General features: G+C 70.3%; 14 protein-coding genes and 1 pseudogene. 8 read left to right on the plus strand and 7 right to left on the minus strand.

Features of this window, described 5'->3' with window-relative positions:
- Positions 1 to 880: 880 nt before the first annotated feature.
- The gene (locus AB0D01_RS22140) at positions 881 to 1,246 is read left to right on the plus strand and encodes a hypothetical protein (RefSeq protein WP_363057761.1); all 366 of its coding nucleotides are present in this window, start codon (positions 881 to 883) and stop codon (positions 1,244 to 1,246) included.
- Between the two features lie 243 nt (positions 1,247 to 1,489).
- Here the strand turns inward: AB0D01_RS22140 and AB0D01_RS22145 are convergent, their stop codons facing one another.
- Positions 1,490 to 1,624: a hypothetical protein gene (locus tag AB0D01_RS22145; protein WP_363057763.1), complete on the minus strand. Its 135-nt coding sequence runs from the start codon at positions 1,622 to 1,624 to the stop codon at positions 1,490 to 1,492.
- Positions 1,625 to 2,287: 663 nt separating this feature from the next.
- On the opposite strand from AB0D01_RS22145, the gene AB0D01_RS22150 reads away from it, so the two are divergent.
- Positions 2,288 to 4,174: a hypothetical protein gene (locus AB0D01_RS22150; RefSeq protein ID WP_363057765.1), complete on the plus strand. Its 1,887-nt coding sequence runs from the start codon at positions 2,288 to 2,290 to the stop codon at positions 4,172 to 4,174.
- Positions 4,175 to 5,543: 1,369 nt separating this feature from the next.
- Here AB0D01_RS22150 and AB0D01_RS22155 read toward each other — a convergent pair.
- Entirely contained in the window at positions 5,544 to 5,714 is a 171-nt protein-coding gene (locus tag AB0D01_RS22155; protein ID WP_363057767.1) for a hypothetical protein, read from the minus strand.
- A 599-nt stretch (positions 5,715 to 6,313) separates the two neighbouring features.
- Between AB0D01_RS22155 and AB0D01_RS22160 the strand changes: the two are divergent.
- Positions 6,314 to 7,144, plus strand: a pseudogene (locus AB0D01_RS22160) (IS3 family transposase); the annotation flags it as partial.
- Between the two features lie 150 nt (positions 7,145 to 7,294).
- Here the strand turns inward: AB0D01_RS22160 and AB0D01_RS22165 are convergent.
- Positions 7,295 to 7,831, minus strand: a complete 537-nt coding sequence (locus AB0D01_RS22165; protein WP_363057906.1) for a GNAT family protein — start codon at positions 7,829 to 7,831, stop codon at positions 7,295 to 7,297.
- Between the two features lie 463 nt (positions 7,832 to 8,294).
- Between AB0D01_RS22165 and AB0D01_RS22170 the strand changes: the two genes are divergently transcribed.
- The 4 genes from AB0D01_RS22170 (at position 8,295) to AB0D01_RS22185 (ending at position 12,805) form a co-directional block, all read left to right on the plus strand.
- Complete coding sequence (locus AB0D01_RS22170) at positions 8,295 to 8,465, plus strand: hypothetical protein (protein ID WP_363057769.1); 171 nt, start codon at positions 8,295 to 8,297, stop codon at positions 8,463 to 8,465.
- Entirely contained in the window at positions 8,462 to 10,759 is a 2,298-nt protein-coding gene (locus AB0D01_RS22175; protein ID WP_363057771.1) for a TOMM precursor leader peptide-binding protein, read from the plus strand. Before AB0D01_RS22170 ends, AB0D01_RS22175 begins: the two co-directional genes overlap by 4 nt.
- A gap of 148 nt (positions 10,760 to 10,907) precedes the next feature.
- Positions 10,908 to 12,146, plus strand: coding sequence for a histidine kinase (locus AB0D01_RS22180; protein ID WP_363057773.1), 1,239 nt, complete (start codon positions 10,908 to 10,910; stop codon positions 12,144 to 12,146).
- The gene (locus AB0D01_RS22185) at positions 12,146 to 12,805 is read left to right on the plus strand and encodes a response regulator transcription factor (protein WP_363057775.1); all 660 of its coding nucleotides are present in this window, start codon (positions 12,146 to 12,148) and stop codon (positions 12,803 to 12,805) included. The genes AB0D01_RS22180 and AB0D01_RS22185 overlap by 1 nt, the downstream gene beginning before the upstream one ends.
- Before the next feature lie 44 nt (positions 12,806 to 12,849).
- Here AB0D01_RS22185 and AB0D01_RS22190 read toward each other — a convergent pair whose 3' ends face one another.
- The 4 genes from AB0D01_RS22190 to AB0D01_RS22205 all read right to left on the minus strand — a co-directional run bounded on the left by AB0D01_RS22190 (position 12,850) and on the right by AB0D01_RS22205 (position 15,804).
- Positions 12,850 to 13,455 (minus strand): response regulator transcription factor, encoded by a 606-nt coding sequence (locus AB0D01_RS22190; protein ID WP_363057777.1) that lies wholly within the window; start codon positions 13,453 to 13,455, stop codon positions 12,850 to 12,852.
- Complete coding sequence (locus AB0D01_RS22195; RefSeq protein ID WP_363057779.1) at positions 13,452 to 14,144, minus strand: hypothetical protein; 693 nt, start codon at positions 14,142 to 14,144, stop codon at positions 13,452 to 13,454. Before AB0D01_RS22195 ends, AB0D01_RS22190 begins: the two co-directional genes overlap by 4 nt.
- A 2-nt stretch (positions 14,145 to 14,146) precedes the next feature.
- On the minus strand, positions 14,147 to 14,884 hold the full coding sequence (locus AB0D01_RS22200) for an ABC transporter permease (RefSeq protein ID WP_363057781.1): 738 nt from the start codon (positions 14,882 to 14,884) through the stop codon (positions 14,147 to 14,149).
- 83 nt (positions 14,885 to 14,967) lie between these two features.
- The gene (locus tag AB0D01_RS22205; protein ID WP_363057783.1) at positions 14,968 to 15,804 is read right to left on the minus strand and encodes an ABC transporter ATP-binding protein; all 837 of its coding nucleotides are present in this window, start codon (positions 15,802 to 15,804) and stop codon (positions 14,968 to 14,970) included.
- Positions 15,805 to 16,307: 503 nt separating this feature from the next.
- On the opposite strand from AB0D01_RS22205, the gene AB0D01_RS22210 reads away from it, so the two are divergent.
- Complete coding sequence (locus tag AB0D01_RS22210; RefSeq protein WP_363057785.1) at positions 16,308 to 16,484, plus strand: thiazolylpeptide-type bacteriocin; 177 nt, start codon at positions 16,308 to 16,310, stop codon at positions 16,482 to 16,484.
- The last annotated feature ends 60 nt before the right edge of the window (positions 16,485 to 16,544 follow it).

The following is a 16,544-nucleotide window of genomic DNA, read 5'->3' on the forward strand; positions in this document are numbered from 1 at the left end:
TTCGTCCGGATGAACGATCCGGGGTGCTCCTCCCGGTCGGCGAGCCGGGCCCGGATGTCGCGTTCGAGGGCTTGGACGGAGCGGTGGACGCCTCGCTCGACCCTCTTCCGGGTCGGCACGCCGAACCACCGTTGCACCTGTTCGGCGCCTACCGGGACAACTCTGCGCACCCCTCACACGGCTTTGTGACTATGACCGATGCGGGTCCACCCTCGCAGCCGAAGGGCCATCGCGGGTAGGCGATGAAACCGGGCGGGCGCCCGCTGTGGTCGCCCTGGCCGTTGCTGTCCTCCATCCGGGACTCGATCCCGGGCTGTTCCTGCGTGGCGACGAGGGCGCCGTCCTGCCGCCGGCACTGCACGCGGAGTTTGGCCGTCGAGGATCTTCGGATCATCGAGCGCCTGACAGACGGGCCCATCCCACCGGGCCTCGGCGTAGGTATGGAGGGTAGGTCCGGAGCGCGCCGCGCGCACCCGCACCCTCATCTCCCAGTTGTCGCTGGCGCAGTACATCGAGCGGGAGGGTCGGCTGCCGGGGAGGGTGCTGCCGCCAAGTCGTTCTGGCGCTTCAAGGTATCGGCGGGCTCAGGAGCAGTGGACTCGTCCGTGGCTCCGGGCCCGGTGGCGGCGAGTCGGACCGCGAACGTCGGCTGGAATCGAACTGACGCTGATACACGCCGGCCACTGGCAAAGGTCGGAACGGGCCCCCGGGCATCGAGACAGGTGCGGGAAGTCCGGGGGATCACCGTACGTCCTGGCAGGGCACAGGCAGCAACGGCACCTCGTGGGTGACGACCACGCCTTCCCCGGCGACCTCAACGTGGTGGTCGGTACAGAAGGGCCCAACGTGACCCTGGACGAGCAGTGATCGTTGGCAGGACATGGACAGGACCAAGCGCTTACTCGTGGGCATCGCCCTCACCACAGCCGCACTGCCGTTTTCCACCCCGGCGCACGCCGATCAGCCTCTGGCCAGTGCGATCGACACCGCCACGGACAACCTGACGAACACGTGCAGCTTCGGCCAAACCGGGTCGACCACCACCTCGAACAACGCACAGGCTGCCAACCCTCTGGTCGCCTTGGTCAATGGCGCCATCAATGCAGTGGCCCCGATCGACGTCAATGCGCAAGCCCTCGACTGCAACAACATCGGCGTGAGGGATGTGGTGAACCTCAACTCGAAGAACGCCGACAAGAAGGTCGACGTCACTGAGATCGACGACAGCTTCAACCACAACGGCTGAGACTTCGCGGGCAGGCGGTCTCGTAGTGCTCGCCGGCTCGGGCCGGTCCGAGGTACCGAGGCCGCCCAGCACCTGGAGGTGGTAGGCGCGGGCCGCGATCCGGACGGCTTCGCGCAGCTCGGCCTCCCGGACGGCGGCGGCCGCGGCCTCGTCGCCCCGGTCAAGCAGGACGCGGTCGGCCTGGTCCAGGACGTCGGCCCACCCGTCGTACGCCGCCGGGTCCACTCCGGTCAGGCGCGTGAGTCACAGGTCCGCGTGCGACTGGAGCTGCTGCTCGCCGGAGCGGTAGTCGAGCACGGTGCCGCACGGCATGGTGCCGGTGTCCGGGTGGTTCGTGGCGCCGGGCCCCCGTCGAGGTCCACGGAGTGCGCGGGGCACAGGTGGGCGAGCCAGGCCGCGCCCGACCCGGGGTCCTGTGCCGGGCCTTCGCGAAGCACGGTCGCCCGGGTCGGGCACTTCGCCACCAGCATGCGCAGCCCGCCGAGGTCACGGTGGGCGGAGAGCTCCTGGACGATCGACGGCACGGTGGACACCTTCGCGGGTCGGACCTCGATGAGGCGACGACGACGGTGCACAGTGCGGTGACCCAGTAGAGGAGCCGGACGCGTTCCAGGTCGTCGCCGTACTGGCGCAGCCGGGGGCCGGCGGTGTCGCCGGGGAGGAGCTCGCCCATGCCCGGCACACAGCCCTGGCCCCCGCCCCGGGCCCGGACAGCCCCGCAGGCCGCATCGAGTCGCCCCGCCCCCGGACCGCGTGGAGAGGGGCACGGCCCACGGGAAGCTCGTCGCCACCGCCAGGGACGACCCCGCCTTGCAGGCCGCCCTCGACTGAACCTCGCCCGTGGGTGCCGTGCCTGCCGCCGGGGGTACACGTCATCGACTTTCGGTCAGGTGTGCGTGGATTCCAGTCGGAATGATCAAGTGCTGCCCACTTCGCGTGAGGTGCTCGCTACCTTCCGTGGCGTTGGTTGGGTCCGTGGCCTCTCCGGGCGGAGCTGAGACCTGTTGGGGCGCGGGCACGGCGGTACGCGAGGAGGGGCACGTGGCTGACGACGTTCAGCAGCAGGAAGACGACCAGAACTTGTGGCGGGCCGTGTACACGGCAGACCGAGGCTGGAGCGAGGGAACGGCGTTCGCCGACCACCTCAGCGTGGCCGCACCCGCCCTGGCCGAGGTGAACGGCACGCTGTACTGCGCACACCGAGGAGCCCGGCAGGGCAGGGAGAAGCAGCTCCCGCTCCGCTGGACCTCCTTCACCCCGGCGTCGCTCAAGCCGTTCGCCGACGCACTGGAGCAGGCCCGCGTGCCGCTGCCCGAGGGCGCGAGCGAGCCGGAGCAGCAGAAGTGGCAGGAGACCGTCACGGCCGCGGCCGAGGCTCTGGACGAGGCCCGCAAGTGGACTCCCGACGCCTACGTGAACTGGCTCCACAGTTCCGAGACGCCCGCGCTGGTCAACGACAACGGCACCGTGCGGATGGTCTTCACCGGCGTCGAGGCGATGGACGACGACCACTCCGAGTACAGCGACCAGAAGGTCTGGGCGACGTCGCTGTGGGAGACCCGGCTGGACCACGTCGACGGCAGCCCGAAGTGGGCCGAGCCCCGGCGAATATCCGTGGACTCGCAGATGCCGCTGGCCCCGGGGCTGGCCGTGTTCAACGGGGCCGTGCACCTGGTCTTCGTCGACCCGTACAGCAGGTTCCTCCAGCACCTGGTGCGCGACGCCGAGGGCAAGTGGACTCCGGTCTCCACGCCCGAGGCCGTCTCCGCCTACGAGGCGGCCGAAGCCGCCGCCTGGAAGAAGTACGAGGAGACCAAGGACGCCGCGCACCTCGACAGCGGGTTCAAGCCGCCCCTGCCCTTCCGAGGCGAATCCCTGGATGAGGACAACGAGTTCGCCAGGGCGGCCTTCGACGCGCACGGGTGGCCCGGCAGTGTTTCCCTCGCCGTCCACGACGGCCGACTCCACGCCCTCTACCGGGGCAACCCCGGCTACAAGTACTCCGAGGTCTTCGGCGACGACATCCCCGACGAGACGTACGGGCCGCTCGTACACGCCGCCTACGACGGCACCGCCTGGAACGATGCCAGGGACGCCGGCCCGAAGAACAAAGAGGGCTTCGTCGCCGACCCGTACTACTCGCGCCGCGGCGGCGCCCTGGCCCCGTACGACGGCAAGCTCCACACGGTCTTCCCGTCCCCGGACAACAAGCTGCGCCACGGGACCTGGACCAAGGACGCCGGCTGGTCCGAGCCGGTGACCCTGGACAGCCACGACTCCGGCAACTCCCCGGCCCTGCTGCCGTTCCGGGACGGCCCGGCGGGCGCCGAGCGCGAGGTCCTGCTCCTGGTCCACCGGGGCGTCGACCGGTACGTGCCGCCCAAGCCGCCCGTCCCGCCCGCCCCGCCCTCGTTGGAGGACGTGGAGAAGCGGGGCACCCCCGTGACCGGGAAACTGGCGACCGCCTACGGTGCCGGCGACTGGTCCCGGCTGGAGCACCGGTTCACGCTGACCCCGGCCACGCTGAAGAACGGCGAGCAGGCCATCATCGTCACGTTCGAGGCGTGGGCACAGTACTACTGGCTGTGGCGGTGGTACCGGGAGAGCTACGGCGGCAACTACCGGCCCCACCTCTCTGTCGACTTCCGCCTGGCCGAGGCCGGACGCCTGGGCTCCATAGTCGGCCACGCGCAGTTCTCCTCGACCGAGGGCAACGGCTACTGGCGCTTCGAGAAGGTCTTCACCGGCGTGAAGGCGGGCGGCAGCTACGAGGCCGCCCTGTTCACCTCCAACACGGAGAAGACGGGCGGCTACTGGCTCGGCACCAAGACCGACCCCGACAACCCCCGATACGCGATCTCCGACGAGACGTACACCCGAGTCTCCAACTTCCGCAGCAGCAGGGCCGAGATCACCCTGCCCGACTGACGCCGGAGCGGGGCCGGCGAGGGGGTGCGCCCGGGCACCCGGCCCGGCGCCCCCTCGCGGGTGCGGCAGCCCGCCCGGGGCAGGGGGCGAGCGGTCCAGGGGTCAGGGCGGGCAGGCGCCGGAGCAGGGACCGCGTCGGCGGCCGCGGGCTCCAGCTGCTGCCGGACGGTGTCGGCGGGGCCGGCTGTTCGCTCATCGAGGGCTGCAGGGCGCGTGACCGGCTGGCCTCACCACGGTATCGCCGAGCGGAAGGGGCCCTGGATCACTCCGGAGGAACCCGGGCTCACGATCACGTTCCGTGCGGATCACCGGCACTCGGGGGGTTGAACTTCCATGTGTCACGTCCGCCTGCGGATTCCGGCCGGGACGGCCCTGGAGGGGCGCTGAAACGGACATCTCAGGGGCGCATTCGAGGTGGCGTGACACCTTCCGGGGTGTGCGTGACAGCTGGTGTCACACACACGCCGTGTGAGCGTGACACCGGAGGCGCCCGGTCAGGGGGCCTCCGGTGCGGGCGCGGGTGAGGAGGTCGGTGCTGTGCTGTTCGAGGTCCGTGACAGCGCCGAGGTCCACGCGGAGCGTGTACTGGCTGTGCCTCCCGGCGGGAGCGGGTTCCTCGGTCAGCCGCCGATGGTCCGCAAAGCCCCAGCTGCCGCCTGTGTAGATGCCCTTGATCCTCCCGTCCACCGTGCCGACGGCATCGAAGGGGCCTCCTTGCCAGTGGAAGGTCCAGTAAGTTCGGTACCAAGCCTCCAACTGCTCCGGTGCGGCAAGGAAATGCCCGGAGCTCGTGCTTCGGGGATCGGCTTCGAGGCTCGCAGGCCGGTCCTGCCCAGTGGTCAGTGCGACGAGCCCTGAGGCGTCGGCCTCTGGCGGCCGGATAGGTCCGGCCGCGGTAGACCGCGTAGAGCTTGGGACGGAAGTGGTCGACTTCGGCCAGACGCCTCACCAGCGCCTGCAACGGTTGCAGCAGATCCTCTTGATGCTGCTCCAGCTCGGTGACCTCGTCGCGGGGGAACACCCTGTCGTACTTGGTGACCAGACGCTTGAGATGCTCCCTGGCGAAGCGTTCGTCGGAGCCTTGGTAGTTGCCTTCGAGGGTGGTGGAAGTGGAGGCCGTGCACTCGAAGAGCTCGCCCATCCAGCGGAACGTCCACGTCACGGTGTACCAGGCGCTCCGGCGCCACCGGGTAGCCCACCGACCCGTCGGCGGCCTCTCGCGGAGCGACTCCTTCGGGCGCCGGGCGTCCGGGAGGGGGCAGCAGCTCGACGCATGGCCACAGACCCACGGCGTCACGGGTCCGGTAGAGCTCACCGCGGAAAACGGCTACGTTGCCCTTCACCGGGAAGGAAAACCCAGCAGGTTCAGTCATGGTTTCTTCGATCGCCTTTTGTCCTTGTCGAAGTAGCCGCAGGACTCTTCGGTTCCGTCGTCGTGCAGGAGCCAGATTTCAGCATGGTGAGGGAGATCGGCGGCCTTGGCATGCCACTCCGGTACGCCCCCGCCCGTGTAGCCGGTGCCGAGGAACGGGTCTGCCAAGCCTTTCCCTGGCTCAGCCCGGCCGTGCCGGCAACGTGATCGGCCAGTTCCCTGTCGGCGACGGCGCCGAAAGACGGGACGGCCTGCATGTCCTCTGGTGCCGGAAAACGCAGCTGGTACGCGTCCGACGCGCCGTGAGGAATGGGGGTCCAACCTGCCCCGCCGTCGTCCAGAGCAAGTCCGTCGCGCAGCTGGTCCATGGTGCGAAGGTCGGCGGTGTCGGCGCCTCGTGGAGTGACCCCCGGGATTCCGACACCTGGACGCTGGATGTTTGGTCATCCAGGGGAAGTGATCCAAGGTGGCAAAGCGGAAGAACTACCCCGAAGAGTTCAAGCGGGACGCGGTCGACCTCGTACGTTCCTCGCCGGACCGTTCCCTCACGACATTGCCCACGGCCTGGGCATCCATCTGGAGACCCTGCGCAAATGGGTCCGCGACGACCGGACCCGCACCCGGACGGCGCATGGCGAGGGTGACGCCGGCATGACTTCTGATGAGAAAGACGAGCTCAAGCGCCTGCGGCGGGAGAACGCCCGGCTGAAGGAGGACAACGAGATCCTCCGGAAGGCCGCCGCCTGTTTCGCGCGGGAGACGACACGGTGATCCGCTTCCGTTTCGTCGACGAGCACAGAGGCGCCCACGGGGTGAAGCGGATCTGCGACGTTCTCGGATGGGACCGCTCCGGCTACTACACCTGGCACCAGAACAAGGAGGCACGGCAGGAGAAGGCCGATAGGGAAGAGGGCCTGGCCCGCCGCATCCGGGAGATCGACACCGATTCCCGGGGATCCTACGGGGCTCTGCGGATCACCCGAAAACTCCGCGACCAGGGGCAGGTGGTGAACCGCAAGCGTGTCGCGCGGATCATGCGGGAGCGTGAGGTCGTCGGGATAACGCGACGGAAGTCGCGGTCGCTGACGAGACAGGACCGTATGGCACCGCCGGCACCGGACCTGATTCTGCGGGACTTCACCGCGCCGATGCCGGGCCTGAAATTCGTCGGGGACATCACCTGCCTGCCGACGGCCGATGGGTGGCTGTATCTTGCGACGGTGATCGATCTGTGCACGAGGGAGGTCGTGGGCTGGTCGATGGCCGACCACATGCGCACCGAACTGGTCGCAGACGCCCTCCGGATGGCCCATGCGGGCGGGCATACGGCGGGCAACGCGAGCTTTCACTCGGATCGTGGGTCGCAATACACCTCCACCCAATTCCGCGCTCTTCTGGGCGAGTTGGATATCCGGCAGAGTGCCGGCCGGACTGGTTCATGCTTCGACAACGCCGCCGCGGAGAGCTTCTTCGCCGTCCTGAAAGCAGAGATCGGCACGACCGTCTGGGAATCCCGGGCGCAGGCTCGGCAGGACGTCTTCCGGTGGATCGCGCAACATTACAACCGGGAGCGGCTCCACCCGACCATCGGCTACATCACGCCGTACCAGGCGAGAGTCCGCTGCCATCAACGGCTGGACCTCGCGGCACAAAACGGAAGTGTCGGCACCCGAGGGGTCACTTCAGACACCCCCGAGTCCACGGGCTCCGACTACACAACGTCAGTCAGCACCGCATCACACCCATGCTCACCGACGTCCGACCGCACGCCACTCGTCTTCGAGGACGCTGAACACCTCGGAGTCTCGCCAACCGTCCCGGATCAGAGCGGTGTGACGATGACGCCCTTCCCATGTCATGCCGAGCTTGCTGAGCACCCGTGCCGATCCAAGATTCCGCGGGTCACAGGTGGCATAGATGCGGTGGAGCCCAAGATCCTCGAACCCTCGCGCCAGCAGTCCCTTACCGATCGCTGTTCCGACGCCCTGTCCCCAAACCCGCGGATGCACGGCATAGGTGATCTCGCCTTGACGCTGCCCTCGGCTCCGGACGTGAAGCTCCCCCATGCCGACCACGTCGCCATCGATGCGCGCTACATAAGCGAACCGCTGCCGGGGCATGCGCGACCAGACGTCGACCGCAGTCATCACGAAGGCGCGTGTCTGCTCTTCGGTGTTCGGTCCCCAGGTCTGGAAGCGGCAGACCTCAGCGAGGGAAGCCCAGGAGTGAACAGCTCGCCAGTCAGCGAGCTCGATTCTGCTCAAGCTCACCGAATGTCGAGTCACAAGCTGATCTTGCCAGATGTGGTCGCGCGTCGACCTACGGGTTCAGAATCAGGCACTCAGGCCGCCGGGGTCATCGTGAACACGGTGTCGGCTTCGTGCTCGCTCTGTCGCGTGGGTCTCGGTGATGGCGGTCCGGGTGGAGGACTCGTCGACGATGCAGGGAGACCAGGCGTGCCCCTTCCCCCAGGTGCGGCGGCAGCCAGCGGAGCGACCCTTCAGGACCGGCTCCTACTCACAGCCAAGCGAAAACAACCCCCGATCGTTCAGGGCGATTTCGAGAAATTTCCGGAGCGGGCACATCCGCTCTACTGTGCGCTTCCCGAACCGGGCGCCTGTATGAAGAATTCATACCAGAACGTGAGGTTTAGTTACTGGTGAGCGACCTGAGCGATCATGAAGACTCTGTCGTGTCAGAGAAAAGGCCCGCTGACAGACGGGCCGTCGCAGCAGAGGGAGACCGCTCATGAACGCCACCACACTGCTCACCCCTCCGGTCCAGGCCGACGCCGAATGCGGCATCGTCATCGAGGACCTGGACGCCCTCGGCCCGGAAGCGGTCGCGATGCTGACCTTCTGCGTCCGCCAGGCCGAGCTGCCGGCCCACGCCGGGAGGACAGCCGGGCTCGCGGCATGACCGGCGGCGGTGGCGGTGGCGGGACGGCGGAAGCACCGCTCGGCTTCAAGCGGCACCTGCGGATGACGGTCGTACCGCACGAGGCGGCCTACCTGGTCTCGCCCCGGGCGGTGACCGCCCTGCGCGGTCGCCCGGCCGAGGTGCTGGCGCCGCTGCTCGACGGCAGCCGGACCTGCGCCGAGATCCTTGAGGAGGCGGCGGAGGAACTGCCGCGGGATCAGGCCGTGCCGGCCCTGCGCAGCCTCGTCGCCGGCGGTCTCGTACGCACCCTCGCCGCGCCCCCGGCAGACCCGGCGGCCGGGGCGGCCGAGGCGTACTGGGATCTCGCAGGCCTCGACGGCGGCCGGGCCGCCGAGGAGCTGGCCCAGGGCTCCGTGCGGGTGATCGCGCTGTCCGGCACGGACGCCGGGGAGGCCGAAGAGGCCTGTCGGCGCTCGGGGATCCGGGTGACTTCGGATGGCGAGGCGGCGGCGCTCTCGCTGGTCCTGTGCGCCGACTACCTCGACCCGGAGCTCGCCGGGGTGGACGCCCGGCACCGGGCGGCGGGCCGTCCCTGGCTGCTGGCCAGGCCGGTGGGCGCCGAGCCGTGGACGGGGCCGGTCTTCCAGCCGGGGCAGGGGCCCTGCTGGCACTGCCTGTGCACCCGGCTGCGCGGACATCGGCGTTCCGAACTCCCCTTGCAGCGGGCTCTCGGGGTGACGGGACCGCTCGCCCGCGCCGAGGCCTCGCTGGAAGCCGGACGGGCCATCGGCCTGCACACCGCCGTTCTGGAGGCCGCCAAGTGGCTGGCCGGGCTCCGGCACGAGGGCCAGGGCGCGGTCCACACCCTCGACACGCTCACCCTGAGCGGTGGCCCGCACCGGGTCACGCGCCGGCCGCAGTGCCCGGAGTGCGGCGACGGAGGGCTGATGGCCGCCAGGGTGCGCCGCCCGGTCGAACTGTCCTCCCAGCCGAAGAACCCGGTGGCCGGCAACGGGCACCGGGTGCTGACCCCGGGCCAGATGCTCGCCCGGTACGGGCACCTGATCGATCCGGTGACGGGCATCGTCAAGGACGTACGCCGTGACCCGCGCGGCCCCGCGTTCGTGCACAGCTACGTGTCGGGGCACAACCTGGCGCTCGCCCCGGAAACCCTCGGCGGTCTGCGGGCCGGACTGCGCGCCCTCTCGGGCGGCAAGGGTCTCAACCCTGAGGAGGCGCGCGTCGGCGCCCTGTGCGAGGCCGTGGAGCGGTACTCCGGTTCCTGGCAGGGCGACGAGCCCTCGCTGCGCGCCCGCTACCGGGAACTCGGTTCCGTGGCCGTGCACCCGGCGGAGATCCAGCTGTACGACGAACGGCAGTACCGGGACCGGGAGGTGTGGAACGCCGCGCACTCCGCCTTCCACCACGTCCCGGACAGGTTCGACGAGGACGAGCTGGTCGAGTGGACCCCCGTCTGGTCCCTGACCTCGGGCCGCCAGCGACTGGTGCCGACCTCCCTGCTGTACTTCTCGGCCGGCGCCGGCCTGCCCGGGACGCCGCGGGCCGACTCCAACGGCAACGCGGCGGGCGGCACCCTGGAGGACGCGATCCTCCAGGGGTTCCTGGAGCTGGTGGAACGCGACGCGGTCGCGCTCTGGTGGTACAACCGCACCCGGCAGCCCGCGATCGACCTGGACGCGTTCGGCGAACACGAGCCCTGGTTGGGCCCGCTGCGTGAGGACTACCGCTCCGTCGGGCGCGAGATCTGGGTCCTGGACCTGACGGCCGACCTGGGCATCCCCGTGATGGCGGCGCTGTCCCGGCGGACAGACAAGCCGGCCGAGGACGTGCTCTTCGGTTTCGGCGCACACCTCGACCCGGGCGTGGCACTGCGCAGGGCGATGACCGAAATGGGCCAGTTGCTGCCCGCCGTCGCGGACGCCAGGGCTGACGGCACCGGGTACGCCCTCAAGGAAGAGGAGCCGTACACCTGGTGGACCACCGAGACGGTGGCCCGTCAGCCGTACCTGCTGCCGGACCGGGCGCGGCCCCCGCGGCGCCCTGGCGACTGGGACCACGTCCCGCGGACGGACCTCGCCGACGACCTGCGCGCCATGGTCGAACTGACCCGCCGCCACGGCCTGGAGGTGCTGGTCCTCGACCAGACGCGGCCCGACATCGGGTTGCCGGTGGCCAAGGTGATCGTGCCCGGACTGAGGCACTTCTGGGCCCGGTTCGGCCCCGGGCGGCTGTACGACGTACCGGTGGCGCTGGGGCGGCTGGAGAAGCCGACCACCTTCGCCGACCTCAATCCGATTCCGCTGTTCGTATAGTCCGGGTCGTCGGGGAGTGCCTGGTCAGATCGGGTGGACGGCGTTCCGGCGGGGCGTTCCGCTTGATGGTCCGTCATTTCCGCAGACAGTACTCATATCGTATGATCTAGTCCGGAATGCGGGCAAGGTAGTTACTAGGGGGCCGGGAATGAACGACGACCGCACCGCTGCCCCCACACCGCAGACACCGCAGCGGCTGGCCGACGCCGCCGAGAGCATGGCGCCGAGACTGGCCCGCGCCATGCTCTACGCGATCCTCGCGTCCTACCTGCTGATCACCCTGCTCAACATCCTCGGCGAGAGCCTCGGCCTCCTCGCCGTGCTCGCCGGCATGGCCGGGGTGCTCGGGATTTTCGCGCTGCAGCTCCTGCACTCCTCGCCCAACACCCGCCGCGCCCCGCTGCGCCGCAGAATCGGTTCGCTCGCCGTGCAGGCGGCACTGACCTTCCTGCCGCTCATGGTCCTCCACTGGCAGTGGGGCAGCATGGGCGGCTTCTTCGCGGCCTCCTGCCTGCTGCTGCTCCCCACCCGGATCGGCTGGGCGCTGTTCGGCCTGGCCGGCGTGCTGATGATGCTCTACGCCGGCTTCGCCGGGCTGCCGGTCGCCGACATCTTCTACATGGGCCAGTCCACCTGGCTCACCGGCATCGTGGTGTACGGCATCTCCTGGCTGACCGAACTCGTCGGGGTGGTCCACGAGACCCGCAGCGAACTGGCCCGGCTCGCCGTGACCAACGAGCGGCTGCGCTTCGCCCGCGATCTGCACGACCTGCTCGGGTACAGCCTCTCCGCGATCTCGCTGCGCAGCGAACTGATCCGCCGGCTGCTTCCGGCCAGCCCGGAGCGCGCCCGTGAGGAGGTCTCCGAGGTGCTCGACATCTCCCGCCAGGCGCTCTCGGACGTCCGGCTGGTGGCCAGCGGCTACCGGGACATGTCGCTGGTGCAGGAGTGCGCCTCCGCTCGGGAGGTGCTGCGGGCCGCCGAGGTCGACGCCGGCCTGACCGTCTCCGTCGGCGAGCTGCCGCCCGCGGTGGACACTGTGCTGGCGACCGTGCTGCGGGAGGGGATGACCAACCTGCTCCGGCACAGCCGGGTCAGCGCCTGCGTCATCGAGGCGGTCCAGGAGGGCGGCTCCGTCCGGCTGTCGGTGGTCAACGACGGCGTCGAGGCGGAGGGCCGCGAGGTCGATCCGCACGGTGGCAGCGGGCTGGGCAACCTGGGCCGGCGGGTCGCGGCCATGGGGGGCGAGCTCAACTTCGGCCTGCGTCGCGACGGCCGTTTCCAGCTCACCGCCACCGTGCCGTCCGAGCCGACTCCGGCGCCCCCGGGGCCGGAGCTCCAGCCGCTGAAGGTGCTGCGCAGGCTGTCGCGAAGGATGGCCGCCTGATGTCCGAACCCGGCACGCTCCCGGAGTCGCGCGTGGTGTCCGAGCCGCCCGTGGTGCGGATCCTGCTCGCCGAGGACGTTCACATCGTCCGCGGCGCACTGGTCGCGCTGCTCGGGCTGGAACCCGACTTCGAGGTGGTCGCGGACGTCGCCCGCGGTGACGCGATCCTGCCCGCCGCCCTGCTGCACAAGCCCGACGTGGCCCTGCTCGACGTCGACCTCCCCGGTGTCGACGGACTGGCCGCCGCCGCGGAGCTCGCCGCGCGACTGCCCTCCTGCCGGACGCTGATGCTCACCAGTTTCGGGCAGCCCGGCACCCTGCGCCGCGCCCTGGACGCCCAGGTGTCGGGCTACCTGCTCAAGGACGCCCGGCCGGAGCAACTGGCCGCCGCGGTGCGGTCGGTGGCAGCCGGGCAGCGGGTGATCGACCCGCAGCTGGCGATGTCGCTCTGGGAGAGCCTGGCGTGCCCGCTCACCGCGCGCGAGACCGAGGTGCTGCAACTGGCCTCCCCGGGAGCGCCGGTCCCCGAGATCGCGCGGGCCCTGCACCTGTCCGAGGGCACCGTACGCAACTACCTGACGTCGATCGTGGTCAAGGTCGGCGGCCGCAACCGCATAGACGCCATCCGGATCTCCCGCGAGGCGGGCTGGATCTCCTGACGGACCCGAGGCTCGGGCTCCGTGCGGGACGTTCGAAACACCCTTCAGAGCCAGCCGCGTTCGCGGGCGGCCCTGGCGGCCTGGACTCGGGTCCGGCTGCCGGTCTTCGCGATCGCCGCGGAGAGGTGGTTGCGGACCGTGCCGTGCGCCACGTGGAGCCGGGCGGCGACCTCGGAGAGCGGGGCACCCGACTCCGCGGCCTCCAGCGCCTCGCGTTCGCGGGGAGTCAGCGGATTGGGAACGGCGGTCAGGGCTGTCAGGGCCACCGAGGCGTCGACGACCCGCTGCCCGGCCGCCACCTGGCGGACGGTCTTCACGATCTCCTGGACCTCGGTGTCCTTGGCGAGGAATCCGTCGGCCTGGACGGCCAGGGCGCGGGTGAGGTACCCGGGTTGCCCGAAGGAGGTCAGGAGGATCACCCGGCACTGCGGGAGGTTCTGCTTGACCCAGGCCGTCACCGCGAGGCCGTCCTGCCCCGGCATGTCGATGTCGAGCAGGGCCACGTCGGGCCGGTGCCGCTGGATGGCGGCGACCGCCTTGTCGCCGTCGCGCGCCAGGGCGAGGACGGATATGTCCTCCTCCTGGTCGAGCAGCTGGCCGAGGGCATCGACGATGATCCGCTGATCATCCGCGAGCACGACGGTGATCACCGAGTGTCTTCCTCTCGTCGGGGCGTCCCGGAAGCCGGGGCGAAGGCGGTGGGCCCCCGGATGGTGGACCCGGGGCCGGTGGGCGCCTCGGCGATGACCTCGAAGTCCGTGCCGGAGTACTCGATTCGGAGCGTTCCGCCCAGCACTGACGCCTGGGTCAGCATACTGGGCAGTCCGCTGCCCGCCCCGTGGCCGAGCCGGGCACCCGGGCGGGGCCGCGGGGCCCCGTTGTTGGCGATCGCCAGCCGGACGCGGCCCGCGGTGACGCCCACCGTGATCCACACCCGGTCTGCCGTGCTGTGCCGCAGGATGTTGGCGGTGCACTCGCGCAACACCCATCCCAGGGCGTCGGAGACCCTGGGCTCCAGAGCGTCCAGCACGGCCCGCCCGCCGGCCTGCTCCGGTGCCGTCCGGCTGTCGACCTCGATCCCCACCGCGCGCAGGGTGGCCACCGTACGGTCGAGCGCGGCCCCGAGGCGGACCTGGCGGTATCCGGGGGCTTCGAAGCGGGCCTCGTGCAGGATCACCCGCAGGTCCCGCTCCAGCCCCGGTAACTCCGCGCTGGGGCCCGGGTCCGCGGCGGCCTGCTCCCGGGCTGGTCCCAGACGGGCCGCCAGCGCGGTGAGCCGGTCCCCCACCGGGTCGGCCGCGGGGGCCGGCCGGCGGCGCCACGGGGCGTACCAGGCCACCGTTACCGCTTCCGGGCGGCCCGGCGGAACGCTGCCAGCGCGAGGGTCCCGAACGCCGCGGTCCAGGCGGCGAAGACGAGCGGGGTCTGCCAGCCGGGCATTCCGCCGTCGATCAGGGTGCGCCCGGAGTCGGCGATCTGGAAGGAGGGCGTGAGCGTGGTCAGCTTCGCGACCCAGGCGGGCAGGATCTCCGTGGGCAGCCACAGGCCGCCGAGCAAGGCGAAGAACATCAGCGCGATCATGCTGGCCGCGTACGAGGTCTCGCCGCTGGTCAGCAGGCCGATCACCACCCCCAGCGCGCTGAAGGCGAAGGACCCGACGGCCACGACCGCGAGGGCCAGCGCCCAGCGGGCCGGAGGCAGGCGCACTCCGTTGACCAGCGCGCTGGTCACGAACACGGCGATGACGGCCGGGACGCCGACCGAGACGGCCGACAGCAGCTTGCCGAGCACCACCTGTGCGGAGGTCAGAGGGGTCAGCGTCAGCTGCTGGAACCAGCCGCTGCCGCGTTCCTGGGAGAGCCGGTGGCCGGCGGTCGAGAGGCAGGCGGACACCGTGGCGAAGGCCGCCATGTTCATCATGTAGTTCGAGGCGAAGTCGGCCGCCGGGGTGTCGCCGATCCGGCCCTTGTTGAGCTGGACGAACACGATGTTCATCATGACCGGCATCAGCAGGGTCATCACGAGGAACCGGGGGTTGCGCAAGGTGCGGCGCACCTCGAAGAGCAGGTAGGAAACCATGGGGGACTGAGCCTCCGTGAGGGGTGGGGACCGGGGGAACGGAGCCGGAGGAGCGGCGTGGGCGGGGGGATGGAGAAGGACCGTCAGGAGGTGGCGGAGGTCACCACGGACAGGTAGGCCTCTTCCAGGTCCGCCGCCTGGACCTGGAGGTCGCAGGCGTCCGGCACCCGGACCACCAGGGCGCGGACCGTCGCGTCGGGGTCGACGGTGGTCAGCTTCACGCCGTCGGCCTCCTCGCCGCACCCGGTGACTCCGGGAAGGGCGAGCAGTTCGGCGGAGGGGACCGGGCGGGCGGAGCGGAACCGGACGGTCGATCCACCGGAGCGGCGGCGCAGCTCCTGCGGGGTCTCGTCGGCGATCGTGCGGCCGCCGGCGATGACCACGACGCGGTCCGCCGCCTGTTCCACCTCGCTCATGTGGTGGGTGGAGAAGAGGACCGACCGGCCGTGCGCCGCCGCGGCCCGCACCTGCGCCCAGAACGACTGCCGGGAGGCCACGTCCATCTCGTTGGTGGGCTCGTCCAGGATCAGCAGCCGCGGCCGGCCGACCAGGGTCAGCCCGAACCGCACACGCTGGCGCTGGCCGCCGGACAGCTTCTCGACCCGGCGGCCCGCGATGTCCTCCAGCGAGGCCGCGGCGAGCACCTCCGCCAGCGGCATCGGGTCGCGGTGCAGCGAAGCGACGAAGGAGATCAGCTCCTTGACCGACACCTGCTCGGCAAGTCCCGCGGTCTGCAGCATCGCACCGACGCGGCCCGCCTCCAGCGCGCCGCGGGGCGTGGAGCCGAACACCCGCACCGAGCCGGTCGTCGGCTCGATCAGGTCGAGCAGGGTACCGATCAGGGTGGACTTGCCCGCGCCATTCGGGCCGAGCAGCGCGACGATCTCGCCGGGGCGCACCTGGAAGTCGACACCGGACACGGCGTTGACATCCGAACCCGGATAACGGACCTCAAGGCCGCGCACGTCCACCGCGAGAATTCCCGCGCCTTCGTACGGTGTCGTATTCGCGCGTTCCGTTTCCATCAATGTCACTCTCCTGCTCCGTTCTGCGCGTGGGGGCGAATCCGAGCCTATTTCGGCGGGAGTGGGGTTGCCCAGGGTCGGTTGTGACGACTGGCTCGTGACAGTTGTCATGGCCCGGCAGGGGGTCGGTCCGATATCCCCCGGGGAGCGCGCTTCCGGGAGCCCGGTTGGCGATCTTGCGTGACAGCTGTCATGGCGCGAGGGTGATTTATGGATGGCCTGTCACAGGGCCCGTCTGACAATTGTCACCGGAATTCCGAGATGTGTTGACGGGCCATCGCCAGGGGTGCGAGAAATGTGTCACCGGCCGAACGGGGCGAACGAAACCGAAAAGGCCGGTCCGTGTGCCGATAAACCGTGTCGGCGCACCACCGGAAATCACCGAAAGAGGAAACACCATGGCGAACACCATCGACGCGGCCGCCGGCATCGACTTCGACGGCCTGGACCTGGAGGTCCTGGAGGTCGGAGAGGTCCGCGACGCGGTGCAGCTCCCGGAGACCGGCGCCTCCTCCGGCAGCAGCAGCTGCGACTCGCACTCCACCTGCGGCTCCACCTCCACCTGCTGCGTCTGATCCTCCTCGCGGACGACCGACAGCGGATGACCTCACTCGGGGGGCGGCGGGAGCTCCGCC

Origin of the sequence: Streptomyces sp. NPDC048606 (assembly GCF_040650855.1) — a bacterium.
Lineage (GTDB): Bacteria > Actinomycetota > Actinomycetes > Streptomycetales > Streptomycetaceae > Streptomyces.

Bases quoted from the DNA above. Each gene is read 5' to 3' on its own strand.
- AB0D01_RS22185 (WP_363057775.1), top strand. From the start codon at position 12,146: ATGTCCGAACCCGGCACGCTCCCGGAGTCGCGCGTGGTGTCCGAGCCG.
- AB0D01_RS22175 (WP_363057771.1), top strand. From the start codon at position 8,462: ATGACCGGCGGCGGTGGCGGTGGCGGGACGGCGGAAGCACCGCTCGGC.
- AB0D01_RS22180 (WP_363057773.1), top strand. From the start codon at position 10,908: ATGAACGACGACCGCACCGCTGCCCCCACACCGCAGACACCGCAGCGG.
- AB0D01_RS22140 (WP_363057761.1), top strand. From the start codon at position 881: ATGGACAGGACCAAGCGCTTACTCGTGGGCATCGCCCTCACCACAGCC.
- AB0D01_RS22210 (WP_363057785.1), top strand. From the start codon at position 16,308: ATGGCGAACACCATCGACGCGGCCGCCGGCATCGACTTCGACGGCCTG.
- AB0D01_RS22200 (WP_363057781.1), bottom strand. From the start codon at position 14,884: ATGGTTTCCTACCTGCTCTTCGAGGTGCGCCGCACCTTGCGCAACCCC.
- AB0D01_RS22170 (WP_363057769.1), top strand. From the start codon at position 8,295: ATGAACGCCACCACACTGCTCACCCCTCCGGTCCAGGCCGACGCCGAA.